The sequence below is a fragment of the Streptococcus infantis genome, from assembly GCF_047463275.1.
Classification (GTDB): Bacteria; Bacillota; Bacilli; order Lactobacillales; family Streptococcaceae; genus Streptococcus; species Streptococcus infantis_AF.
Map to the genome: position 1 here is coordinate 1 of NZ_JASHEE010000004.1, position 23,254 is coordinate 23,254.

General features: G+C 39.3%; 23 protein-coding genes. 17 read left to right on the plus strand and 6 right to left on the minus strand.

Annotation, left to right across the window (positions count from 1 at the left end; genetic code table 11):
- From QM923_RS06455 to QM923_RS06505, 11 genes are all read left to right on the plus strand, one after another.
- Positions 1 to 620 (plus strand): LPXTG cell wall anchor domain-containing protein (locus QM923_RS06455; RefSeq protein WP_414291285.1); only part of this gene is annotated, 620 nt, incomplete at its 5' end.
- 79 nt (positions 621 to 699) lie between these two features.
- Entirely contained in the window at positions 700 to 1,659 is a 960-nt protein-coding gene (pgfS, locus tag QM923_RS06460) for a glycosyltransferase PgfS (protein WP_414291286.1), read from the plus strand.
- A gap of 21 nt (positions 1,660 to 1,680) precedes the next feature.
- Positions 1,681 to 4,602 carry a glycosyltransferase PgfM1 gene (gene pgfM1, locus QM923_RS06465; RefSeq protein ID WP_414291287.1) on the plus strand — a complete coding sequence of 974 codons (2,922 nt, stop codon included), beginning with the start codon at positions 1,681 to 1,683 and terminating at the stop codon, positions 4,600 to 4,602.
- Positions 4,603 to 4,823: 221 nt separating this feature from the next.
- Positions 4,824 to 5,027: a helix-turn-helix transcriptional regulator gene (locus QM923_RS06470; RefSeq protein ID WP_000916945.1), complete on the plus strand. Its 204-nt coding sequence runs from the start codon at positions 4,824 to 4,826 to the stop codon at positions 5,025 to 5,027.
- Positions 5,027 to 5,230 carry a hypothetical protein gene (locus QM923_RS06475; RefSeq protein WP_414291453.1) on the plus strand — a complete coding sequence of 68 codons (204 nt, stop codon included), beginning with the start codon at positions 5,027 to 5,029 and terminating at the stop codon, positions 5,228 to 5,230. The genes QM923_RS06470 and QM923_RS06475 overlap by 1 nt, the downstream gene beginning before the upstream one ends.
- Positions 5,227 to 5,577: a PspC domain-containing protein gene (locus QM923_RS06480; RefSeq protein WP_414291288.1), complete on the plus strand. Its 351-nt coding sequence runs from the start codon at positions 5,227 to 5,229 to the stop codon at positions 5,575 to 5,577. The genes QM923_RS06475 and QM923_RS06480 overlap by 4 nt, the downstream gene beginning before the upstream one ends.
- 14 nt (positions 5,578 to 5,591) lie before the next feature.
- The gene (locus tag QM923_RS06485; RefSeq protein ID WP_414291289.1) at positions 5,592 to 6,293 is read left to right on the plus strand and encodes a DUF3169 family protein; all 702 of its coding nucleotides are present in this window, start codon (positions 5,592 to 5,594) and stop codon (positions 6,291 to 6,293) included.
- Positions 6,294 to 6,302: 9 nt separating this feature from the next.
- The gene (locus tag QM923_RS06490) at positions 6,303 to 6,944 is read left to right on the plus strand and encodes a CPBP family intramembrane glutamic endopeptidase (RefSeq protein WP_414288073.1); all 642 of its coding nucleotides are present in this window, start codon (positions 6,303 to 6,305) and stop codon (positions 6,942 to 6,944) included.
- Between the two features lie 18 nt (positions 6,945 to 6,962).
- Positions 6,963 to 7,178 (plus strand): hypothetical protein, encoded by a 216-nt coding sequence (locus tag QM923_RS06495; RefSeq protein ID WP_004250454.1) that lies wholly within the window; start codon positions 6,963 to 6,965, stop codon positions 7,176 to 7,178.
- 137 nt (positions 7,179 to 7,315) lie between these two features.
- Entirely contained in the window at positions 7,316 to 9,121 is a 1,806-nt protein-coding gene (gene aspS / locus QM923_RS06500; protein WP_414291290.1) for an aspartate--tRNA ligase, read from the plus strand.
- The gene (locus QM923_RS06505) at positions 9,099 to 10,040 is read left to right on the plus strand and encodes a YitT family protein (protein WP_414291291.1); all 942 of its coding nucleotides are present in this window, start codon (positions 9,099 to 9,101) and stop codon (positions 10,038 to 10,040) included. The genes aspS and QM923_RS06505 overlap by 23 nt, the downstream gene beginning before the upstream one ends.
- 53 nt (positions 10,041 to 10,093) lie before the next feature.
- On the opposite strand, the gene QM923_RS06510 is transcribed toward QM923_RS06505, so the two are convergent.
- From QM923_RS06510 to QM923_RS06530, 5 genes are all read right to left on the minus strand, one after another.
- Positions 10,094 to 11,080, minus strand: a complete 987-nt coding sequence (locus QM923_RS06510) for a LacI family DNA-binding transcriptional regulator (protein ID WP_414259824.1) — start codon at positions 11,078 to 11,080, stop codon at positions 10,094 to 10,096.
- A gap of 9 nt (positions 11,081 to 11,089) precedes the next feature.
- Positions 11,090 to 11,890: a DUF1189 domain-containing protein gene (locus tag QM923_RS06515; RefSeq protein WP_414291292.1), complete on the minus strand. Its 801-nt coding sequence runs from the start codon at positions 11,888 to 11,890 to the stop codon at positions 11,090 to 11,092.
- Positions 11,891 to 12,094: 204 nt separating this feature from the next.
- The gene (locus tag QM923_RS06520) at positions 12,095 to 12,937 is read right to left on the minus strand and encodes a sugar ABC transporter permease (protein ID WP_254724668.1); all 843 of its coding nucleotides are present in this window, start codon (positions 12,935 to 12,937) and stop codon (positions 12,095 to 12,097) included.
- A gap of 1 nt (position 12,938) precedes the next feature.
- Positions 12,939 to 14,228, minus strand: a complete 1,290-nt coding sequence (locus tag QM923_RS06525) for a carbohydrate ABC transporter permease (RefSeq protein ID WP_318779987.1) — start codon at positions 14,226 to 14,228, stop codon at positions 12,939 to 12,941.
- 138 nt (positions 14,229 to 14,366) lie between these two features.
- A complete protein-coding gene (locus QM923_RS06530; RefSeq protein WP_414291293.1) occupies positions 14,367 to 15,635 on the minus strand; it encodes an extracellular solute-binding protein in 1,269 nt (422 codons plus the stop codon).
- Between the two features lie 202 nt (positions 15,636 to 15,837).
- Here QM923_RS06530 and QM923_RS06535 point away from each other — a divergent pair, with 202 nt between their 5' ends.
- The 6 genes from QM923_RS06535 (at position 15,838) to QM923_RS06560 (ending at position 22,294) form a co-directional block, all read left to right on the plus strand.
- Positions 15,838 to 15,990 (plus strand): hypothetical protein, encoded by a 153-nt coding sequence (locus QM923_RS06535; protein WP_414291294.1) that lies wholly within the window; start codon positions 15,838 to 15,840, stop codon positions 15,988 to 15,990.
- Positions 15,991 to 16,052: 62 nt separating this feature from the next.
- Entirely contained in the window at positions 16,053 to 17,570 is a 1,518-nt protein-coding gene (malQ, locus tag QM923_RS06540; RefSeq protein ID WP_371620683.1) for a 4-alpha-glucanotransferase, read from the plus strand.
- Positions 17,571 to 17,592: 22 nt separating this feature from the next.
- A complete protein-coding gene (gene glgP, locus QM923_RS06545; protein ID WP_414291295.1) occupies positions 17,593 to 19,851 on the plus strand; it encodes a glycogen/starch/alpha-glucan family phosphorylase in 2,259 nt (752 codons plus the stop codon).
- A gap of 182 nt (positions 19,852 to 20,033) precedes the next feature.
- Positions 20,034 to 20,717: a hypothetical protein gene (locus QM923_RS06550; protein WP_414291296.1), complete on the plus strand. Its 684-nt coding sequence runs from the start codon at positions 20,034 to 20,036 to the stop codon at positions 20,715 to 20,717.
- Positions 20,718 to 20,861: 144 nt separating this feature from the next.
- A complete protein-coding gene (locus tag QM923_RS06555; protein ID WP_414291297.1) occupies positions 20,862 to 21,569 on the plus strand; it encodes a hypothetical protein in 708 nt (235 codons plus the stop codon).
- Complete coding sequence (locus QM923_RS06560; protein WP_414291298.1) at positions 21,569 to 22,294, plus strand: hypothetical protein; 726 nt, start codon at positions 21,569 to 21,571, stop codon at positions 22,292 to 22,294. Before QM923_RS06555 ends, QM923_RS06560 begins: the two co-directional genes overlap by 1 nt.
- A 69-nt stretch (positions 22,295 to 22,363) precedes the next feature.
- On the opposite strand, the gene QM923_RS06565 is transcribed toward QM923_RS06560, so the two are convergent.
- Positions 22,364 to 23,212, minus strand: coding sequence for a putative RNA methyltransferase (locus QM923_RS06565; protein WP_414291299.1), 849 nt, complete (start codon positions 23,210 to 23,212; stop codon positions 22,364 to 22,366).
- Between the last annotated feature and the right edge of the window lie 42 nt (positions 23,213 to 23,254).

Sequence of the window (23,254 nt, forward strand, 5' to 3'; positions counted from 1 at the left end):
CAACAACAGAAGAGCCAACAACTACTTCTACAACTACAACAACAGAAGAGCCAACAACTACTTCTACAACTACAACAACAGAAGAGCCAACAACTACTTCTACAACTACAACAACAGAAGAGCCAACAACTACTTCTACAACTACAACAACAGAAGAGCCAACGACTACTTCTACAACTACAACGACTGAAGAGCCAACGACTACTTCTACAACTACAACAACAGAAGAGCCAACAACTACTTCTACAACTACAACAACAACAGAAGCTACTACAGTAACGACTGAAGGAACAACAGAAGCTACTACAGTAACAACTGAAGAAACAACAGAAGCTACTACAGTAACAACTGAAGAAACAACAGAAGCTACTACAGTAACTACAACAACAACAGAAGAGCCAACAACGACTACTTCAACTACAACAACAACAGAAGCTACTACAGAAACAACAGAAGGTACAACTGTAGAAACTACAGTTCCAACTCCTTCTGAAACTACAACTACAGAAGATAAACCAGGTCTTCCAAATACTGGTGAAGCTACAGGAGCAACACTTGTATTGGCAGGTCTAGTAATCTTGTCAGGTACTGTAGTCTTGAAACGTAAATTTTCTAAATAATATTTAGATGTGTTTCTATTGAGAGGAGAGAGCTAGGCTCTCTCCTTTTTAAGGATAATAAATAGTATGGAGCATTTAGATGAAACTATCAATTCTTATTACACTTTTAAATGAAGAATTAGTTCTATCTCAAACTCATAAAGCTATTTCGGAACAATTGGATAGCATGCTCGTTTCAGAGGAACTATCTGATTACGAAATTCTTTATATTGATGATGGGAGTCGTGACAAGACTTTAGAGCTAATTGACGCCATTTCCCAAGAAAACCACCGAGTAAAGTATATTAGTTTTAGCAGAAATTTTGGACGTGAAAGTGGGATTCTTGCAGGTTTTAAATATGCAACTGGGGATGCTGTCATGGTGATGGATGGGGACTTGCAACATCCGCCCTATTTAATACCACTTTTTGTCAATGCCTTTAAAGAGGGATATGATATTGTTAGTGGGCAAAGAACTCGTGAAGGTGAATCTATTATTGGAAGCTTTTTTGCTCGCTGTTTTTATGCATTTTCGAATCATTCTATGGATGTGCAACTCACAGACGGTAAATCAGAATTGCGTCTTTTGAGTAAAAGAGCAGTTGATGTATTTGTTTCTCTTCCAGAATATAATCGATTTAACAAGGGATTATATGAATGGATTGGCTTTAAAGAGAAAGTTATTTCTTATAAGAATGAGGTTCGTAAAGCAGGAAAAAGCAAATTTGGATTTAAAAAGTCTATGGACTATGCTGTTCAAGGAATCATCTCTTTTAATGATCGCCCATTGAGAATTTGTATTCAATTTGGTTTTGTTAGTATGGCTCTATCTTTGCTCTACATTATTTATGAGCTATTTAAAGTTCTCTTTTCTGCGGACTATACAAGTGGTTACTTTACAACAATAGCTTCAATTATTTTATTCAGTAGCGTTCAACTTATTTTTATCGGTGTCTTAGGAGAGTATATCGGTAAGATTTACTACGAAGTGAAAAACCGTCCTCATTTTATTATAGCTAAGAGTAATATCGAACAGGCTGAAAGAGACAGAATTGGTTAATTTCAAATAGGAGAAACAACAATGAAAAATTGGTTAATGCGTTGGCATGAACTAAAGCAGAAACACCCCAAAGGAGTTCTTTATACTATTAGTGCCTTGCTACCGATGACAATCATGCTGGTTGTTTGGTACTTTATGGGTAGCTACCCCTTTGGGAATAAAAGTTTAATGGCTGTTGACTTCGGTCAGCAGTACATCAGCTTTTTTGGACTGCTAAAAAATGCTATACTCTCTGGTGATTTAAGCAGTTTGACATATTCCTTCACAAAATCTCTAGGTGGAGATATGATTGGGATATTAGGCTATTATTTGATGAGCCCCTTCAATATTATTTATATTATCCTGCCATTCAAATACTATGGACTAGCAGTCGTTCTGACAATCTGGCTTAGATATGGTGCGATTGGTATTTCTTTTGCCCACTTACTAATTAAACGTTTTAAAGGTGCAGAATCAAAACTTTGGATGGTGCCTCTGTTTGCAACAGCATATGCTCTTTCAGGAATGTTGGTATCTTACCAAATGAACGTCATCTTTTATGACGCTATGATTATGCTTCCGCTTGTTATTGTTTATCTTGAACAATTACTGGATGGAGAAACACCTTATCCTTATGCTTTTGTATTAGGTTTAACTTTATTACTTCAATTCTACATGGGCTATATGATTTCGATTTTTGTCGTTTTATATGCCTGCTATTATGTTTCGCCTCGCCTTTCTATTGAGGGTAATTGGAAACAAAAAATAAGACATTATCTACAACCTCTATGGAAGGCTTTCGCCTATTCTGTACTTGGAGTAGCAACAGCATCTATCTTACTTGTCCCTGTCTTCTACAACTTGCTTGAAAGTAAGGGGCAGGTAGGGGATGCCATGAGATTTTCGTTTGCCTTCCAGATTAATCCCTTAGATATTTTATCAAAACTATCTATCGGGGGATTTGATACTGCCTCAGGTTGGTCAGCAGGACCAAATCTACCAAACATCTATATTGGGGCACTTGGTTTTATCGGTTTTATCTTATTCTTTACATCAAGGAAAATTGTAAAAGAAAGAAGGTGGGCTGCTGGGATTGTAACTCTCATTTTCCTTATTTCTTTTGTAAATGAATTTGTAAGCAAAATCTGGCATATGGGACAAAATCCAGCAGGATTCTTCTTCCGATTTTCATGGATCTTTTCTTTCTTTATGTTGGTTCTAGCTTATCAAGTTTTGAAAGAGAAAATTGAGATTTCTCGTCTAGGAAAACTGAGCTCAGTTCTTCTACTAGTCTTGGCAGGAATCTATCTTTATACCAAAGACTTCACATATCTACCAAAGACTCAACCTGAAGCGTTGAATCAGTTCGTTTCAAGCAATTATGTTGTTCTCCTAGTTCTCCTAGTCCTTGCGACAGCTGCTGGATTCTATCTATATTGGGATAGGTCCTTTAAGCCGCAGAAGGAGAAAAAACTTGTATTGTTGATTACAACTGGAGTAATTTGTGCCCTAGTAGCCTTGTTACAGACAGGATTCTTATTCTCTAGAGTAATTCTAACGGTGCTGGTTTATCTAGCTGTTCTTGCCTTGTTACGCCCGAAAATGACGAAACTAGCGGTTGCCCTTTTATCAACATTAACTATTTTTGAACTCGGCTATAATGCCTATCTATCTCAAGTAACTTTTGGTTATGCTGATGTCGATAAGTTTACAGACGCAGCCGTCTCCGTTAAGCGTGTAACAGATAGTGTTCAAGAGAATGCAGATCAACCGTTCTATCGTATCGCAACAACGTTTGCATACTCAAGAACCTTCCCTTCCCTTATTAGTTACCCAGGTTTAAGTACCTTTAGCTCAAGCTTGGAGCGTACTACTATGGATCAGTTCGCCTATATGGGTGATATAGGGATTAATGCTGCGACAGAATACGAAAACGGAACTCCATTAACAGACGCCTTATATGGTATTCGTTACTATATGGATGTTAAGGATGTTGATAAACAAGAAAAAGATGCTCATCCTGAAAGAATGTACTTTAACCGTTTTACAACGCGCTACGATATGAATCGCTACTTTACAGAGAAAGTATATGAAGATGAACGTTATATCGTCTACAAAAATCCAAATTCTTTCCCTATAGCTTTTGGAACAACTGACTTGGTTAAAAATATTGCCTTTGGAAAAAATAATGCTGTGAAAAATCAGGATATTATTCTCAATTCCATGGAGGGAGTTCAAAAAAATCAAGAGAACTATGTAGACTACTTTAAACCTTTAGCCTATGGAGAAGTTGAAACAGAGAATCTAGTGGCAGAAGATGTCAATAAAGATAAAGGAACAGCGGTTTATAAGCGTGAAGATTCTAACAAGGAAGCTATTGTTCGCTATCGCATTACCCCTCGAACAGATTTGACCTATTACTTCTTTGTTCCGGCAGGTCTCAATTCGGAAAAAGACTATTCAGTCTTGTTAAACGGGAAATGGTTGACTCATTCTAAGAGAAATACGCAACGTCAATTATGGCAGATTGCTGACAAAGCAAATGGTAAAGAAACGGTTCTAGAATTTCGATTTAAAACGGATAAAGTAGATCTTTCCAATGTAGGAGTTTATCGAGCAGATGTTGAACAGATACAAAAGGTATTAGAAAATCGTAAAGCTCAAGGTTTAAAAGTTGAGAAGTTTTCAAATACGAATATTGTGGGTTCAGTCAACATTACCGATAATAGCAAGTTCATGATGACTTCTATCCCATTTAGTGAAGGATGGAAAGTAAAAGTGGATGGTAAATATGTTCCGACATCAAAAGCTTGGAATAGTTTCTTATCCTTCCCAATTACTTCTGGGCAACACAAAGTAGAATTTATCTTCTCTCAAAAAGGTAGATTTGTTGGGACTGCTATTACAATTATCAGTGTTATTATTCTTTATTTTGTTCGACTAAAATATAAAGATCAAGAATAGACTGTTGATTAACAAACTTTACCTAGCAGTTACCAGTGATTAAAAATCACTGGTAACTGCTATTTTTTTTTGTAGATTAAATTAGGATAGATGTTTAAAGCTAAATGTCTTGTTTCGTTTACAAAATGACAAAAATCTTAAACTTTTTGACAAATATGCTTGTCAAAAATAAAAAGATATGTTACAATGAAATCAAGATAAGAACAAAGGAGAAAAAAGACATGCTAAAAAATCGTCTAAAAGAGCTTCGGGCTCGCGATGGCCTGAATCAAACAGAGCTGGCCAAACTAGCTGGCGTGTCCAGGCAAACCATCAGCTTGCTTGAGCGGGATGAGTACACGCCATCCATCGTCATTGCCCTGAAGATTGCTCAGATCTTCAATGAGCCAGTCGAGTCAGTCTTTCGCTTAGAGGAGGATGAATGATGAACAAGTATAAAGTGATTTATTACATTAGTATTATTGTATTTATTGCAAATATCTTTGTTATGATTGGAAGCCTCATTGGTTGGTTTACCATCGTTCAAAATAAGTATCTCTTCTGGATTAACATAGTTTTACTATTAGTCTTTAGATGGGTAGAGAGAAAGATAAAATTCAAAAAGATCCTAAAAGGAGAAAAGTCATGAAAGAGTTTTTAGCAGGTTTTCAAGTCGATACTGAGCATAAAGAACTTGCCGGTGTTTGTGCAGGTTTAGGAAATTATTTTAACATTCAAGCCAATATCGTTCGTTTGGCGACAGTCTTGTTGTTTCTCTCTTCTACGGAGATTGGTATTTTAACAGTTACAGCCTATGCTTATCTAGCAGGTTGGCTTGGCAATGAGCCCTTGGGGGATGGAGCAAAAAAAGCAAGAAATCAAGCTTTACTCTTACTTGCTGTTTGTTTGCTTTTGGTATCACTTGGAACAGAAGGCTTGACCGCTATCTTCGAATCAGGTAAAGCTTTTGGTCAATGGTTGTCTGGCTTGTTTTAGAAAGAGGTTGAAATATGGAAAAGAAACAAATCATTTTTGCACTAAAGATTTTTCTTGCAAGTGCTTTATTAGGAATATTTGCTGGTTTCCTTGGTGTTAATCCTTTAGGTATCAGTCAAGAGCAAGTGGTCGTTGCCTTGAAATCACTCTTTCTTGGTTTAGGGATGCTTACGGTGATTCTAACCTTTTATTTCACTAGGAAAAGCCATCAGGCCTATCAGAGTTATCAAAGAGAAGAAGAGGACGAAGAAAACGAACAAGACTACCTTGCCATGTATCGTTTCTTAGATTATGGTACAGTAGCTTGGAATGTTTGCCAAATTAGTATGCTATCCTGCCTACTGATAGATTTGGGAGCTTTAGGTCTATCAGCAGCATCCTTACTTTTGATAGTTTTAGGTATCTGGGCAGGTGCTTACTGTCTAAAAATCACCAGCAAGATTCGTAACTACAAACTTTCTATTACGGCGACGCCTAAGGAAGTTTTGGACTACCTTGATACTTATGATGAGGGAGAAAAACAGGCTGAAATGGAAGAAGCTTACTTGATCTTGTTCAAGGTCAATCAGCTCCTCATTCCTGGTATCTACGTTGTCTTAGTAGTTCTATCTGTAGTATTAGGACAAGTACAGTTGGTTGCTCTACTTGTGGCAGTTGTCATCCATTTGTATACCAATGTTGCACAATTGCGCAAAACAAAACGTTATTTTAAATAGGAGAATCTTATGAAAACACTTAAAAATATCGGCTGGTATAGCCTTGCCTTCTTATCATTTCTTATGGTTTATAGTTTTATTCAGGGCGTAGGTTTAGCTGCCTTGATATTGGGAGCACCTAGCTACGTTGCTGTCCCTGTTTATGTCTTATTAGCAGGAATCTTCACCTTCGTTACCTACAAGTGGTATAAGACAGGAACTGTTACAATAGAAAAAACGGCTCTTAACAAATACATCTGGTTACCTGCCTTGGTATGGATCTTTGTCATTGTTGCAGAAAACTTTTTACCAAATGATCCATCAGTCAATCAAAAGATGGTAGAAGAATTGACTCATAATCAACCTCTTTTCTCTTTCTTTATGGTGGTTGTCTTTGCACCTCTGACAGAAGAGTTAACATTTAGAGGTATGTTAGCTCGCTTTGTCTTCCCTCAGCAAGATAACATCAAGCAAACAGCTATCTTTCTTCTTGTAAGTAGTCTCATTTTTGCTCTTGTTCATTTTCCTGGAACTCCACTACAGTTCCTAGTTTATGCTTCACTTGGATTTAGCATGGGCTTGGCTTATATCAGTAAAGGTGGTTTGGCTTATAGTATAGCCCTACATGCTTTGAATAATTTAATCGCATTTTTAATGATAGTCATGCTATAATAGACTCAGGAGGAAATCATGAAACGAGTACTATTATTAGCAGTGATTCAGGCTGTATTTCTCTTCTTTGTCATCGGCCTACTTGTCTATTTCATTAAGGGGGATTTCTTTTATAACAATCTAGCGATTATCTTTGCTCCTATCGCAGGAGTGATACGATTTGCGACGGCTTATGTGACAGAAATTGTCCTACCAAAGAAGACAGAAGGGATTGCTGAAAAGCGTAAAAAATAAAGAAAACCCAAATCCAGCGAATGACTTTGCTGGATTTTTTCATTTATAAGAGGATTCTCTCAACTTTTCTGCTGATTTTCATGAAGAGCCTGCGCTTTTATGGTAAAATAGTAACAGAATACAAGAGGAGAGAAAACATGAAACGTAGTATGTATGCTGGTCGTGTTCGTGAGGAGCACATCGGACAAGAAATTACCTTGAAAGGATGGGTTGCCCGTCGTCGTGACTTGGGTGGATTGATCTTCATCGACCTTCGTGACCGTGAAGGGATCATGCAGTTAGTTATCAACCCTGAAAAAGTTTCTGCGGAAGTGATGGCAACAGCTGAAAGCCTTCGTAGTGAATTCGTTATCGAGGTGACTGGACAAGTTGCAGCACGTGAGCAGGCAAATGATAAATTGGCGACTGGAGCGGTTGAACTGGATGTAACGGCTCTTACTGTGCTTAATACAGCCAAAACAACACCATTTGAAATCAAGGATGGCATTGAAGCAAACGATGATACGCGTCTACGTTACCGTTACCTTGACCTTCGTCGTCCAGAGATGTTGGAAAACCTTAAGCTTCGTGCCAAGGTGACTCACTCTATCCGCAACTACTTGGACGAGTTGGAATTTATCGATGTGGAAACGCCATTCCTTTCTAAGTCAACACCAGAAGGGGCGCGTGACTATTTGGTGCCATCTCGTGTCAATAAAGGGCATTTTTACGCTCTTCCTCAAAGTCCGCAGATCACAAAACAGTTGTTGATGAATGCTGGATTTGACCGTTACTACCAAATCGTCAAATGTTTCCGTGACGAAGACTTGCGTGGAGACCGCCAACCAGAGTTTACTCAGGTCGACTTGGAAACTTCATTCCTGACTGAGCAAGAAATTCAAGGCATCACAGAAGGCTTGATTGCGCGCGTGATGAAGGAAACAAAAGGCATCGAAGTGACATTACCATTCCCTCGTATGAAGTATGATGAGGCCATGGCTCTTTATGGTTCTGACAAACCTGATACTCGTTTTGAGATGTTGCTTCAAGACGTGAAAGCAGTTGTTAAAGGATTAGATTTCAAAGTCTTCTCAGAAGCCCCTGCCGTTAAAGCCATTGTCGTGAAAGGCGCAGCAGATAACTACTCACGTAAAGACATCGACAAGATGACAGAAGTAGCCAAGCAATATGGTGCTAAAGGCCTTGCTTGGGTCAAGGTTGTTGACGGTGAATTAAATGGTCCAGTTGCTAAGTTCTTGACTGGTATTCAAGGCGATTTAACAAGTGCGCTTGGTCTTGAAGATAAGGACTTGGTTCTCTTTGTAGCAGATACGCTTGAAGTAGCTAACGCAACTCTTGGTGCCCTTCGTGGACGTATTGCCAAGGAACTAGGCTTGATTGATAACGACAAATTCAACTTCCTCTGGGTTGTTGACTGGCCAATGTTTGAATGGTCTGAGGAAGAAGGTCGTTACATGAGCGCCCACCATCCATTTACCCTTCCTGATAAGGATTCTGCAAGAAAGCTAAAGAATAGTGAGAACTATTTACAAAGTTGTTCCAAAGAAAAAGGAAGTGTTCTTGAGAGAATTCATGCAGTCGCATATGATATTGTCTTAAACGGTTATGAGCTTGGTGGTGGTAGTCTTCGTATATATAAAAAAGACTTACAGGAATGCATGTTTAAGGCTCTTGGTTTCTCAGCTGAAGAAGCAAATGACCAGTTTGGATTCCTTTTGGAAGCCATGGACTATGGATTCCCACCACACGGTGGCTTGGCGATCGGTCTTGACCGCTTTGTCATGCTCTTAGCAGGCGAAGATAACATCCGTGAAGTCATTGCCTTTCCTAAGAACAACAAGGCGACAGATCCAATGACCCAAGCGCCATCAACTGTAGCTCTTAAACAACTAGAAGAACTCAATCTACAAGTAGAACAAGATGAAACAAACGAAACTAACTAAAAAGTGGCACTATTATTTGCGCCGCTTTGCTCACCGAGTGAAGATTTTGCGTGTTTTGCAAAGTATCTCCCGAGAAAAATACGATGAAAAAATTTCAGCTTCTCTAGTATATGGTTTTCTATCAGCAGTAGCTGTCAATTTTTTCTTCCAACCAGGACACGTTTATTCAAGTGGTGCAACAGGTTTGGCTCAGATCATTTCTGCGCTTAGTAATCACTTGTTTGGCTTTTATTTCCCAATTTCAGTAGCATTTTACGCTATCAATATCCCGCTGATGATTTTAGCCTGGTACCAAATTGGACATAAGTTCACGATTTTCACCTTTATCACGGTATCCATGAGCTCGCTTTTTATCCAGTTTGTGCCAGTGGTGGTCTTGACAGAGGATCCAATCATCAATGCTCTCTTTGGTGGGGTCGTCATGGGACTGGGAATCGGCTTTGCTTTACGCCATAACATCTCCAGTGGTGGAACAGATATTGTCAGTCTGACTATTCGTAAGAAGACGGGTCGTAACGTCGGAAGTATCTCCTTCCTAGTGAACGGGACAATCATGCTGATTGCAGGTTTGACCTTTGGTTGGAAATATGCCCTTTATTCCATGATTACCATCTTTGTCTCCAGCCGTGTAACAGATGCAGTTTTCACCAAACAGAAACGCATGCAGGCTATGATTGTTACTAGTAATCCAGATGCTGTGATTGAGAAAATTCACAATAAATTGCACCGTGGAGCGACCATGATTCACGATGCTGAAGGGACTTATAACCATGAGCGTAAAGCGGTTTTGATTACGGTTATCACTCGCGCAGAGTTTAATGATTTTAAACTCATCATGAAACAAGTTGATCCGACAGCCTTTGTATCTGTCTCAGAAAATGTCCATATTCTTGGGCGATTTGTCGAAGTTGAAAACTAGTCGTTCAGGTAAATAGGATACAAAAAAACCAACTCAAAATAGAGAGTTGGTTTTTATTTTTCAACGATTTTGTGGGCAATCAACTGGCGGTAACAAATTTGTTTGTTGTTTTTAGCATCATCGATGATCTGGAGAATAGTTTCAAAGGAAACACGACCAAGCTCCAAACTATTGATATCGACATAGGCCGCCAAGTTGAGCTTGGGATTGACTGAGTCGAAGCTGAGGACAGGGACATCCAGTTGGTGTTTTGCGATGTAATCACAGACCCCTGCAGCAAGGAGACTATCAATGGTAATAATAGCGTCAATATTTGGATTGTGTTTGAAGAGAAGTCTACTAAAGCGATAACCATTATCTTCAAGAAATTCAGTAGCAAAGTAAGTCAGATTACTATCAAGAGGCAGATTGTGTTCTTGAAGAGCTTGCTCGTAACCTGTCAGACGGTCTAGTGTTACGAAGAGTCGCTTAGTACCTCCGATAAAGGCAATTCGCTTGCATCCTTTTTTGATGAAATACTCTGTCGCATCAAAACCAGCTTGGACATTGTCATTATCGACAAGTGGAATGAAGGGAGAAAGTGATTTTCCAAGAATGAGGAAGGGGAATTGCTCCTCGACAACAAGTTGCACCAAGGGATCATTTTCTTGAGCGTACAGGAAGATAAGCCCGTCCACACGTTTTCCGTAGACCATTTGTGAAATGGCGTTTAAACGCTCTTTGGCATCTTTACCTGTCGCAATCTGAATGGCGTAGTGGTTTTCAGAGGCGACTTGGGCGATACCACGGAGGACAGATGGGAAGAAAGGATTTTGATAGAAGGCATCTGAGTCGTCAGGAAGGACCAAGCCAATAACTTGGGTATAACTGCTAACAAGACTTCGAGCATTTAGATTAGGATGATAATTGAGTTCTTTCATTGCTTTTCGAACTCGTTTTTTTGTTTCGTCACTAATCGTTGATTTGTTTTGAATAACACGGGTTACGGTTGAAGGAGAAACTCCTGCAGCTTTGGCCACGTCTTTAATCGTAACAGGCATAATAATCTCCTACTTTTTGTAGTCTGGATCACGATAATGAGTCTTATAAAAGATAGTGACCAGGTATAGAACAAATAAAATGTTTTGAACAGTAATCAAAGTTGCCATATTCTGCCCCAAGAGACCTAGAATCAGGGTAAGTAAAGTTGGTAATCCTAAACAGTTCAAAATAAAATGATAGCACTCTTTATAGGTCTTAAATGAGAAGAGACGTGATTTTTTCGTGAAGTAGAGCAGAAGGCTAGCACCTAAAGCTACAATGAAAAAATTAAGTCCAAAGAGGAAACTAGCACCTAAGACCAGGAAGAGACTGATATAGACGCGATTCTGTTGATACCAGTCTTTTGAAATAGCCTGAGTCAAGCTTTCCTTGTTTTGGAAGCTATCAGTTGTGATAGCGTGATAGCGAATGCTGGTTAGTTCTTTTCCTTGCTTACTGATGACGAGTTGCTCAGGTTCAAAGTTAAGAAGTAATTCCTCAGGGAAACTTGAACTAGCGGTAGCCCCGATTTGTACAGAAGCTTGATGAGGAGTCGAACCCGTATAGCTTAGTTTTCCATCTACAATCTGAGCATTGGTAGCTAGATCCTGAACGACTTCGTCGGTCAATGGAGCATAGACATCATCGATGAACGTCTCTAAAGGATAGGTTTCCTGAGAACTGTTCTGGATAGCAATAGGCACCATGGATAAGCTAATCAAGAAAATACTGGTAAAAATCAGTTGAAACCAGTTTAGACCAAAACGATGAGAGAGGGGCTTACGAAATCCCCAAATACTATTAAAATAAGAAAACGGATATGGTAACATAAATCTCTTTCTATAGGCATTTTCTATACGAGTATTATATAGAGAAATGTTTTTTATTTCAAGCGGGGATAGTAGAATCCTTGGTAAAAGTGAATGTTTGTTATGATTCGTCCACTAACTAACAAGGAAATCTCAGCAAGCTCATGTTTCTCACCAGACAATCGATGTACAAGTTCAAAAATGAAAAAGGGTGGCGAGGGTATATTACCCCTTGTCGCCACCGCTTGTAAGTCCTGAAACGAAGTTCTTTTGCAAGAAGAAGAAAAGTGTACAGATTGGAAGAGCGATGAGGATGGCACCTGCTGAGAAGTAGGCGATCTTCAAGTTCTTCGCATTGCTGACGAAGGTTTGTAGACCAACGGCAACTGTAAAGTATTCTTTTTCACGAAGCAAGAAACTAGAGAGGATATAGTCTCCGAAAGGTCCCATGAAGGCCCAGAGTGCTTGTACAGCAACCATTGGGCGAACAAGAGGGAGAACGATTTGCCAGAAGCGGCGGAAGTGTCCTGCACCATCTAGTTTTGCAGACTCATCAAGAGACATTGGCACGGTGTCAAAGTAACCTTTCATCAACCAAGCATTCATAGGGATACCACCACCGACGTAGAGGAAGATGAGGAACCAGCTATGGTTAAGGGCGTTCAACATGAGGGCCATAACAAAGAAGGCAGTCAAAGCGGCCATTGTTGGCACCATTTGGATAATCAAGAAGAAGACCAAACTTTGTTTACGAGCCAAGAAGTTGTAACGGCTATAGGCATAACCAGCAAGTACGATAATACTTGTCTGAACAACCATAGTGATCAAAGCGATGATCAAAGTGTTGAGGTACCATGTGCCGTACAAGGTTTCTGTAAAGAGCCCTTTGAAGTTATCAAGACTGAAATTAACATTGCTGTCGAGCTTGAAGGCCACAACGTTACCGGCCTTAAAGGCTGACATAATCGTGATTAAAAGAGGATAGATAATAACGATTGAAAGTCCAATTAAGTAAAGATAAGTAAGGGTTTGAGTCAGTCTACGTTTGATTTTGATTGAGTTATTCATCTTAGACGTCCTCCATATCAAATGCGTGTAGTTTCTTGAATGCAATCATAGAAATAGAGATGACAATGATTGAAATAATCAAGGTAACAGCAGCTGCCATAGAGTATTGAGGAGCTGTACCAGTTGTCAAACGGTAGATCCATGAGATCAAGATATCGGTTGAACCAGCTCCACCACCGACACTACCAGGACCACCACCATTGAAGAGATACATGATAGAGAAGTTGTTGAAGTTGAAGGTGTATTGGCTGATCAAAGTAGGTGCCGCAACGGCCAAAATCATTGGGAAAGTAATGTTGCGGAATTTTTGCCAAGCGTTTGCACCGTCGATATAAGCTGCTTCATACAAGTCATTTGGAATAGACTGTAGGATACCGAGAGTCAAGACGTAGATATAAGGGAATCCAAGCCAACCTTGCATCATAATCAAGGCAACCTTAGTCCAAGTAGGGTCTGTTTTCCAAGGAATGAGTGCCCCGTCGAGGAATGGAAGAACCTTAGCAAAGAGAGGGATAACTTGGGTATTGATAGCACCAACACTATCGTTGAACATGTTTGAGAATGTCAAGATAGTGATAAAGGCTGGAACCGCCCAAGGTAGAAGGAAGATAACACCAAAGATACGTTTCCCCTTGATGAATGGTTGGTTAGCGATAATAGCTGTAAAGATACCGAGTACGATTTGCAAAGTAGATGCAGATAAAGCCCAGATAATAGTCCAAGAAAGGACAGAACCGAAGGCTGAACGGAAGGTACTTAAGCTCCAGATATTTGTAAAGTTAGTCAATCCAACCCAATCCAAGAGTTTGTTTGGTGGTAAATGTTGGAAATCGTAGTTAGTAAAGGCAATCATCAAGGTTACAATAACCGGGAAGATGATGGCAAATGTCATGGCAACGTAAGATGGAATGATAAGCAAGTAAGGGAATCCATTTTCATAGATACCTTTAATCATATCCTTAAGTGTCAATGGGACAGGGATGCCATTATTGATACGTTTTGCAATCGTGTGAGCGTCTTTAATATTGAGAATATAAAAGGCTAGATAAACAATTACAAAGATAGAGTGAAATGCACCACGAATCAACATGAAGAGAGAGTTGTCACGGCCAGGTTTTTCACCGAGTGTGATCAAATTGCTCAATTCAGGTGCTGCAAGTACTATAAAATAGAGGACAAAAGCCACTGTTACAGCAAGGAAGATAAAACCTTTAGCTTTTTGTTTGTTGTAGATTTGTCCCAACCCAGGAATCAATGAAAGCAAGGCTGCTTTTTTTGGTTGTTGTTCCATGAGCGCTCCTTTCATAAGATACGAGCATTGAGCTCGATGCTAATCAGCAAAATTGCTGAAAACATTGTCAATATATCTAAAAATCAAGGGAGATGTTTAAATTATCTCCCTTGAATCAATCAATTAGTTACCAAATTTTTAGTTACCAAATTTTTGTTGGATTGTTTCTTTGATCAATGTTACAGCATCATTAGCAGCTGTTTTAGCATCTTTCTTACCGCTTACAGCATCAAAGAGCATTGTTTTAGCTGGGTCCCAAACTGTTGACATTTGAGAGATGTTTGGCATTGGTTGTGCGTTCTTGAACTGCTCGATAACAGCTGTAGTCAACTCATCTTTTTTACCTACAGCGTAAGTACGAGCTTCAGTGTTAGCTGGGATTTCGTTAGTTGCATCGTAGAATGCTTTTTGTTGGTCAGTTGAAACAAGGAAGTCTACGAATTTTTGAGCGCCTTCAAGGTTCTTAGTGCTTGATGGGATGATCCAAGCTTTACCACCACCAAAGGCTGCGTAGTTTTTACCGTTTGGAAGAGTTGGGATAGTTGCAACACCGTAGTTTACTTTAGCATCTTTGAATGCTTGAGCTTTCCAAGGACCGTCGATGATCGCAGCTGTTTTACCTTCTTGGAATTGAGTTTGGATCAAGTTTCCAGCACCTTCAGTGTCTTGCATACCTTTAGGCCATTTATCGTACCAAGTTTTAGCGTATTCAATACCTGCGATAGCACCATCGTTAGCAAGACCGATATCTTTAGGATTTTTACCGTTGTCACCGAATACGTAAGCACCGTTACCAGCAAGAAGTCCGTATGCGTAGTAGAAGTTAGTCCAGTCAGCTAGGAAAGCAGTTGTTTTACCTTCTTCACCAGCGAAAGCGTATTTGCTATCTTTAGCAAGATTTTCTAAGTCAGCAAATGTTTTTGGAGCTTCTTTAATCAAATCTTTGTTATAGTACATAACAAGTGATTCGATAACGGCTGGAGCACCGTAAACTTTTCCACCAACAGTTACAAGAGATTTAGTAGTATCGTCCGTTTTAGCACCGTCGCTCAAAGTTACTTCTGAAAGTTGTCCGTCAGTACCAAGGCTACCTACACGGTCGTATGGTGCCATCATAACATCAGGGGCTTTACCAGATTGGTTATCTAGTGAAAGGTTATCAAGCCCACCCATTTGGTCTCCTGTTTTGATGTTAACTTTTACACCAGCTTCTTTTTCGTAAGCTTTTGCAGCTGATTCAGCAAAGGCTTTGTATTGATCTTCAACGTAGAAAGTGATTTCTTTCGCTTCTGATGAACCAGAATCAGCAGGCTTATCAGCAGTTTTGCTTCCGCAAGCTACCAAAAGCAAGCTAGCAAGAGTAGCAGTACCAAGTACAGCTGCGCTCTTCATGAATTTAGTTGACATAGTGTATTCCTCCTAAAGAATAACAAATTTAAATTTCGAGGAAACGCAAACGTTTTCCCTTATGACCTTAGTATAGCACAAACAGAAAACGGTTGCAAGCGTTTTTTATAAAAATTTTTAAAAAGCTTAAAGTTAAGAAAAACTGAAAACTGTCCCTACAATAGGAAGAAAAGATAAATAATTAAGGAAAAAATGTTCGGAAATGGATGAATGGAAACGATTGCGCAATTTTTTTGAAAAAATAAATAAAGCTACAAAGGAAGATATAGTAAATTTTATTTTTAACAATATAAATAAAATCAAAAAACTTTTTTTACAAACGCTTGCATTTATTTTAGAAATGGGGTATACTTGACTTAGCGCAAACGTTTGCGCAAAAATTTGAACAATTAATAAAAAAACACTTGAGGTGCTATTATGAAGAAACGTCAAAGTGGTGTGTTGATGCACATCTCATCACTTCCAGGAGCTTACGGAATCGGATCATTTGGTCAAAGCGCCTATGATTTCGTTGACTTCTTGGTTCGTACAAAGCAACGTTACTGGCAAATCCTTCCTTTAGGAACAACCAGCTACGGAGATTCTCCTTATCAATCTTTCTCAGCCTTTGCTGGAAACACTCATTTTATCGATCTTGATATTTTGGTAGAGCAAGGCTTATTAGAAGCAGGTGATCTTGAGGGAGTAGATTTCGGTAGCAACCCAACTGAAGTTGACTACGCTAAAATTTACTATGCACGTCGTCCCCTTCTAGAAAAAGCAGTCAAACGTTTCCTTGAAGTTGGAGATGTGAAAGACTTCGAAAGATTTGCTCAAGACAACCAATCATGGCTTGAACTTTTTGCAGAGTATATGGCTATTAAAGAGCATTTTGATAATTTGGCTTGGACAGAGTGGCCAGATGCAGACATTCGTGCTCGTAAAGCTTCTGCTCTTGAAAGCTACCGTGAACAATTGGCAGACAAACTTGTTTACCACCGAGTAACCCAATATCTCTTCTTCCAACAATGGTTGAAATTGAAAGCATACGCTAACGAAAACCACATCGAGATTGTGGGGGATATGCCAATCTATGTTGCTGAAGATTCAAGCGATATGTGGGCAAATCCACACCTCTTTAAAACAGATGAAAATGGGAAAGCAACTTGCATCGCAGGATGCCCACCAGATGAGTTTTCTGCTACTGGTCAGCTTTGGGGGAACCCAATCTATGACTGGGAAGCAATGGATCGCGATGGTTACAAATGGTGGATTGAACGCTTGCGTGAAAGCTTTAAAATCTATGATATCGTGCGTATCGACCACTTCCGTGGATTTGAGTCTTATTGGGAAATCCCAGCTGGTTCTGAAACAGCGGCACCTGGTAAATGGGTGAAAGGACCTGACTACAAACTCTTTGCAGCGGTTAAAGAAGAACTTGGTGACTTGAACATCATCGCTGAAGACCTTGGTTTCATGACTGATGAAGTTATTGAACTACGTGAGCGCACTGGATTCCCAGGAATGAAGGTCCTTCAATTTGCCTTCAATCCAGAAGACGAAAGTATCGACAGCCCACACTTGGCACCAGCTAACTCTGTTATGTACACAGGAACACATGATAACAACACTGTTCTTGGTTGGTACCGTGATGAGATTGATGATCCAACTCGTGAGTACATGGCACGCTACACAAACCGTAAAGAGTACGAAACAGTAGTGCATGCTATGCTTCGTACAGCCTTCGCATCAGTAAGTTTCATGACGATTGCAACTATGCAAGATTTGCTAGAGTTGGATGGTTCAGCTCGTATGAACTTCCCATCTACTCTTGGTGGAAACTGGTCATGGCGTATGACAGAGGAACAATTGACTCCTGCTGTCGAAGAAACTTTGCTTGACTTGACTACAATTTATCGCCGTATCAATGAAAATTTGGTAGAATTAAAGAAATAAGACATTATCAGGAGACATAAAAATGTTACCATTAAAAGAATTTGTACAAAATCGTTACAATAAATCTATCGCAGAATGTAGCAATGAGGAGCTTTACCTTGCTCTTCTTAACTACAGCAAACTTGCAAGCAGCCAAAAACCAGTGAACACTGGTAAGAAAAAAGTTTACTACATTTCAGCTGAGTTCTTGATTGGTAAACTCTTGTCAAACAACTTGATTAACCTTGGTCTTTATGACGAAGTTAAAAAAGAACTTGCTGACGCAGGTAAAGAGTTGATCGAAATCGAAGAAGTAGAATTGGAACCATCACTTGGTAACGGTGGTTTGGGACGTTTGGCAGCCTGCTTTATCGACTCCATCGCTACACTTGGATTGAATGGTGACGGTGTTGGTTTGAACTACCACTTTGGTCTTTTCCAACAAGTGCTTAAAAACAACCAACAAGAAACTATTCCTAACGCTTGGTTGACTGACCAAAACTGGTTGGTTCGCTCAAGCCGTAGCTACCAAGTGCCATTTGCACACTTTACATTGACATCTACTCTTTACGATATCGATGTACCTGGTTACAAAACTGCTACGAAAAACCGCTTGCGTTTGTTTGACTTGGATTCAGTTGATTCTTCAATCATCCAAGATGGTATCGACTTTGACAAGACAGATATTGCTCACAACTTGACTCTTTTCCTTTACCCAGACGATAGCGACAAACAAGGTGAATTGCTCCGTATCTTCCAACAATACTTCATGGTTTCAAACGGTGCACAATTGATCATCGATGAAGCAATCGAAAAAGGAAGCAACTTGCATGACCTTGCTGACTACGCAGTTGTACAAATCAACGATACTCACCCATCAATGGTGATTCCTGAATTGATCCGTCTGTTGACTGAACGTGGTATCGAACTTGATGAAGCAATTTCTATCGTTCGTAGCATGACTGCCTACACAAACCACACAATCCTTGCTGAAGCCCTTGAAAAATGGCCTCTTGAATTCTTGGAAGAAGTGGTTCCGCACTTGGTACCAATTATCAAAGAATTGGACCGTCGTGTTCGTGCTGAATACAAAGATCCAGCTGTTCAAATCATTGATGAAAACGATCGTGTACACATGGCCCACATGGATATCCACTATGGATACAGCGTAAACGGGGTTGCCGCTCTTCACACAGAAATTTTGAAGAACTCTGAGTTGAAAGCTTTCTACGATCTTTACCCAGAAAAATTCAACAACAAAACAAACGGTATTACTTTCCGTCGTTGGCTCATGCATGCTAACCCAAGCTTGTCTCACTACTTGGATGAGATTCTTGGACGCGAATGGCACCATGAAGCTTCTAAATTGGAAGATCTTCTTTCATACGAAGACAAGGCTGCTGTCAAAGAAAAATTGGAAAGCATCAAAGCTCACAACAAACGTAAATTGGCTCGTCACTTGAAAGAACACCAAGGTGTGGAAATCAATACTAACTCAATCTTTGATATCCAAATCAAACGTCTTCACGAGTACAAACGTCAACAAATGAACGCTTTGTATGTTATCCACAAATATCTTGACATCAAGGCTGGTAATATCCCTGCTCGTCCAATCACAGTATTCTTTGGTGGTAAAGCAGCTCCTGCCTACACAATCGCTCAAGACATCATCCACTTGATCCTTTGCTTGTCAGAAGTGATTGCTAACGACCCAGCAGTAGCACCACACTTGCAAGTGGTAATGGTTGAAAACTACAACGTTACTGCAGCAAGCTTCCTCATCCCAGCATGTGACATCTCAGAACAAATCTCACTTGCTTCTAAAGAAGCTTCAGGTACTGGTAACATGAAATTCATGTTGAACGGAGCTTTGACTCTTGGTACTATGGACGGTGCTAACGTGGAAATCGCTGAGTTGGTTGGAGACGAAAACATCTACATCTTTGGTGAAGATTCAGAAACTGTTATCGACCTTTACGCAAAATCAGCTTACAAATCAAGCGAATTCTACGCTCGTAAAGCGATCAAACCATTGGTTGACTTTATCGTGAGCGACGCTGTTCTTGCAGTTGGTAAGAAAGAACGCTTGGAACGTCTTTACAATGAATTGATTAACAAAGACTGGTTCATGACTCTTCTTGACTTGGAAGACTACATCAAAGTGAAAGAGCAAATGCTTGCTGACTACGAAAACCGTGACGCATGGTTGGATAAAGTCATCGTCAACATTGCTAAAGCAGGATTCTTCTCATCTGACCGTACAATCGCTCAGTACAACGAAGATATCTGGCACTTGAACTAAGATTCTCTGTAACAGATTATAAAATAAAACGCATCTTTAATAGATGCGTTTTTGTTTTTAGCTATAAAAGAGTAGGGGCTTTTATAGAAATTTGTCCATCCCGTTAAAAAGCTAGCACAATATAGGAAAAACAGGTATACTATTGTTAATTAAAATGAATCATATCAAGGATAGGGAAAATTATGACAAAAAAACTAGCGTTGGCAGTAGTACTTTTTGGAATGGCACTGTTGACATTGACAGGTTGTTTTATGAAAAGCAGCCGAAGATTTATCGAAGGGAAAGCCTCAGAGTTAAGTCAGGTCTATCCGACGGAGAATCTAGAAGACTTGTTTGAAAAGTTTCCAGGAGGGTTTAGTATTTGGAGTGAAGACCTTTATGATTATAAAGAGGAGGGTTATCTCTTCCAATCTGTAAAGTTAAATGGTGATATCGAGGCTCGAAAAATTATTGGAACTATTTTATGGGAGAAAGTAACTTTTGATAATGATGATAAAAGACATACAGAAGTACTCTATGAAGGTGGAGTAGTTTATAAAGATGGAATGATTCAATTGATGGATCCTCAGGCAAATGCGACGATAAGGAATCCTAAACTATTGCTCCAAGAATTTACAATCAATAGAAATACTCTGTCGAAATTAAAATTGGGGAGAAAAAGCTATAGTTTTGAAACAGGGAGCGCAGATATTGACTATACTCTATCGGATCCTATTTTAAACACCTACATGGGAGTGGAGCAGGATAAAGAATTAAAAATGATTATTTATATTATGCATGAGACGGTTGAAAACAAGGCTTATAGCTATACTTTAGATATTAAAGATGGTCATAACTATCATACAGAATTAATTGAAGGTTACTAAAGTTATATTACGGAAAGAGTAATAAATTTGTGTAAAAAGCACTGCGAGGTAAAAATATGAGTGAAAAAACTTCATCAGTTATTCTAGATGGAACTAATCCAACACTAGATGCTTCGGATTTGTCCTATGAAGAGGGGAAAATATATGTTTAAAAAACTTACAATGCTCATCTTATTAGTTGGAGCGGGAATGGTCATTCTCTCCGGCTGTAGTCTAAAGAATAGCCGGCGATTTATCGAAGGAAAGGCCTCAGAGTTAAGCAAGGTCTACCCAACAGAAAATCTAGAAGACTTGTTTGAAAAGTTTCCGGATGGATTTGGTATTTTTAGCGACGATATTTATGATTATAAAGAAGGGAAAGGCTATTTTTACCAATCTATTGAACTAAAGGGTGATGCTGAGAATAAAGTGGTTAGAGGAACTTTTAAGGAGAAAAAAGTCAGCATAGATGAGAATAAAAAACGAACGGAAGAAGTACTCTATGAAGGTGGAGTGATTTATAAGGATGGAACGATTCAATTGACGGATCCTCAGGCAAATGCGACGATAAGGAATCCTAAACTATTGCTCCAAGAATTTACGATTAATAGAAATACTCTGTCGAAATTAAAAATGGGGAGAAGAAGCTACAGTGTTGAAACAGGGAGCGCAGATATTGACTATACTCTATCGGATCCGATTTTAAACAACTACATGGGAGTTGAGCAGAATAAAGAACTAAAAATGGTGATTTATATCATGCATGAAACCATTAAAAATATGGCCTATAGCTATACTTTAGAAATTCAAGACGGGCAAAATACACATGCGGAGATTATCAGTGGTTATAAAAGTCGAAAAGAAAAAGAATAATGGATAAATTTATGACAAAAAAATTAGCGCTAACAGCAGTACTTTTGGGAATGGCACTATTGACATTGACAGGTTGTTTTATGAAAAGCAGTCGAAGATTTATTGAAGGGAAAGCCTCGGAGTTAAGTCAGGTCTATCCAACGGAAAATCTGGAAGACTTGTTTGAAAAGTTTCCGGATGGGTTTCAGATTCGTATAACAGATATTAATGAGGATAGTGAAGACTCTCCTTCGATTAGTTATCAGGTAGTTTTAAATGGAATTTCTGAGACCAAAGAAATAAAAGGAGAAATTATCAAAGAAAGCTCATTCGAGAATTCAGATGGGAAAATTGAAGAAGAAACATTATATAAAGGAAATGTCTACTACAAAGATGGCAGTCTTCATTTATCGGAAGGAAATTCTTCTAAAAATAAAGAAAAGGGTGATTTAAAACACTCACGACTTTTAATGCAGGAATTTTCTATTTCAAGGTCTAGTTTAAAAAGACTAGAAGTAGCTCTTAAAGGATATAGCTTTGAGACCGGTTCTGCCAGTATCACCTATAAGCTCAAAAATGAACAAGTAAATGATTATTTAGGTTTAGAAAATGATGCCCAACTTAATATGGACATCAATATTTTTGAACCAACGGTCTCAGGAAAGAATTACGGTTACTCCATCGTTTTTAGAAAAGATAGGCTCTATCATTCAGAAGGTATTGTTGGAAAATTAAAAGGTAATTAAAATGAGTGACAACAATGAAACCCGCATCTCAAGAAGAGATGCGGGTTTTGTAGTATATCAAAAATTTATTCACAGTGCTTTCCCAACCAGAATCTCTGCTTCGATAGTAATCTCTGTCAATTGACTCCAGTCAATCTTGCTTTGGTCGACGTGAAAGAGGAGGGGTGTCATGCTGAGTAAGGCCTGTCTTTGCTCTGCGGTGATGGACTTGGTCAGGGAAGCAGTCTGGCTATACTGGATGCTGAAATGTTCCTGGAAATGTTCCTTGATATCTTGGTTGGAATAGTCCTTCTTTGTTAGCTGGTCCTGTACCATTTGGCGGATTTCCTTGAGGTGGTTTTCAGTAGGAATAACCTTGATTAAGATGCTGTCCTTTGATAAGACACGGTGAAATTCTCCATAGTTAGCAGGCGAAAAGATATCAAGCAGGATATCCATGCTGGCGTCTTTTATAGGAAGGCGAGCCAGGTCGCCAACAAACCAGTTGACTGCCCAGTTGGATTCGCTTTTGGCAGCGATTTGGACTGAGTCTTTTGAAATGTCAAAGGCGTAGAAGGTCTTGTCAGGATGGGCTTCTTGGAGCTTGCGAGAGTAGAAGCCTTCGCCACAACCAATGTCCAAGATGGTTTTTGCAGATGATTTAGTCGCTAGTATGTCTGAGATGCCTTCTAAGATAGCCTGATAAAAGCCAGCTTCTAGTATTTGCTGGCGATTTTGAAAGTTTTCCTTGTCGTAGTTGGCCGATTGTTTGATTTGCGGAGCTAGATTGACATAGCCGAATTTTGCTAGGTCAAAAGAATGGCGGTTGCTACACTTGAGGCTTGACTCTACCAAGGTCAGATTTTCTTGGCAGATAGGACAGGCAAAGGCACTAGCGGTAGCAAAGCGCTGGAGTTTGGGTTTGAGGTTTGTATTCATAGTTTTAGTCTAGCAAAAAAAGGACTGGATGGCAAATGCCTC

Coding starts and splice junctions, on each gene's coding strand:
- pgfS (WP_414291286.1), top strand. CDS start 700: ATGAAACTATCAATTCTTATTACACTTTTAAATGAAGAATTAGTTCTA.
- pgfM1 (WP_414291287.1), top strand. CDS start 1,681: ATGAAAAATTGGTTAATGCGTTGGCATGAACTAAAGCAGAAACACCCC.
- QM923_RS06470 (WP_000916945.1), top strand. CDS start 4,824: ATGCTAAAAAATCGTCTAAAAGAGCTTCGGGCTCGCGATGGCCTGAAT.
- QM923_RS06475 (WP_414291453.1), top strand. CDS start 5,027: ATGAACAAGTATAAAGTGATTTATTACATTAGTATTATTGTATTTATT.
- QM923_RS06480 (WP_414291288.1), top strand. CDS start 5,227: ATGAAAGAGTTTTTAGCAGGTTTTCAAGTCGATACTGAGCATAAAGAA.
- QM923_RS06485 (WP_414291289.1), top strand. CDS start 5,592: ATGGAAAAGAAACAAATCATTTTTGCACTAAAGATTTTTCTTGCAAGT.
- QM923_RS06490 (WP_414288073.1), top strand. CDS start 6,303: ATGAAAACACTTAAAAATATCGGCTGGTATAGCCTTGCCTTCTTATCA.
- QM923_RS06495 (WP_004250454.1), top strand. CDS start 6,963: ATGAAACGAGTACTATTATTAGCAGTGATTCAGGCTGTATTTCTCTTC.
- aspS (WP_414291290.1), top strand. CDS start 7,316: ATGAAACGTAGTATGTATGCTGGTCGTGTTCGTGAGGAGCACATCGGA.
- QM923_RS06505 (WP_414291291.1), top strand. CDS start 9,099: ATGAAACAAACGAAACTAACTAAAAAGTGGCACTATTATTTGCGCCGC.
- QM923_RS06510 (WP_414259824.1), bottom strand. CDS start 11,080: ATGCCTGTTACGATTAAAGACGTGGCCAAAGCTGCAGGAGTTTCTCCT.
- QM923_RS06515 (WP_414291292.1), bottom strand. CDS start 11,890: ATGTTACCATATCCGTTTTCTTATTTTAATAGTATTTGGGGATTTCGT.
- QM923_RS06520 (WP_254724668.1), bottom strand. CDS start 12,937: ATGAATAACTCAATCAAAATCAAACGTAGACTGACTCAAACCCTTACT.
- QM923_RS06525 (WP_318779987.1), bottom strand. CDS start 14,228: ATGGAACAACAACCAAAAAAAGCAGCCTTGCTTTCATTGATTCCTGGG.
- QM923_RS06530 (WP_414291293.1), bottom strand. CDS start 15,635: ATGTCAACTAAATTCATGAAGAGCGCAGCTGTACTTGGTACTGCTACT.
- QM923_RS06535 (WP_414291294.1), top strand. CDS start 15,838: ATGGATGAATGGAAACGATTGCGCAATTTTTTTGAAAAAATAAATAAA.
- malQ (WP_371620683.1), top strand. CDS start 16,053: ATGAAGAAACGTCAAAGTGGTGTGTTGATGCACATCTCATCACTTCCA.
- glgP (WP_414291295.1), top strand. CDS start 17,593: ATGTTACCATTAAAAGAATTTGTACAAAATCGTTACAATAAATCTATC.
- QM923_RS06550 (WP_414291296.1), top strand. CDS start 20,034: ATGACAAAAAAACTAGCGTTGGCAGTAGTACTTTTTGGAATGGCACTG.
- QM923_RS06555 (WP_414291297.1), top strand. CDS start 20,862: ATGTTTAAAAAACTTACAATGCTCATCTTATTAGTTGGAGCGGGAATG.
- QM923_RS06560 (WP_414291298.1), top strand. CDS start 21,569: ATGGATAAATTTATGACAAAAAAATTAGCGCTAACAGCAGTACTTTTG.
- QM923_RS06565 (WP_414291299.1), bottom strand. CDS start 23,212: ATGAATACAAACCTCAAACCCAAACTCCAGCGCTTTGCTACCGCTAGT.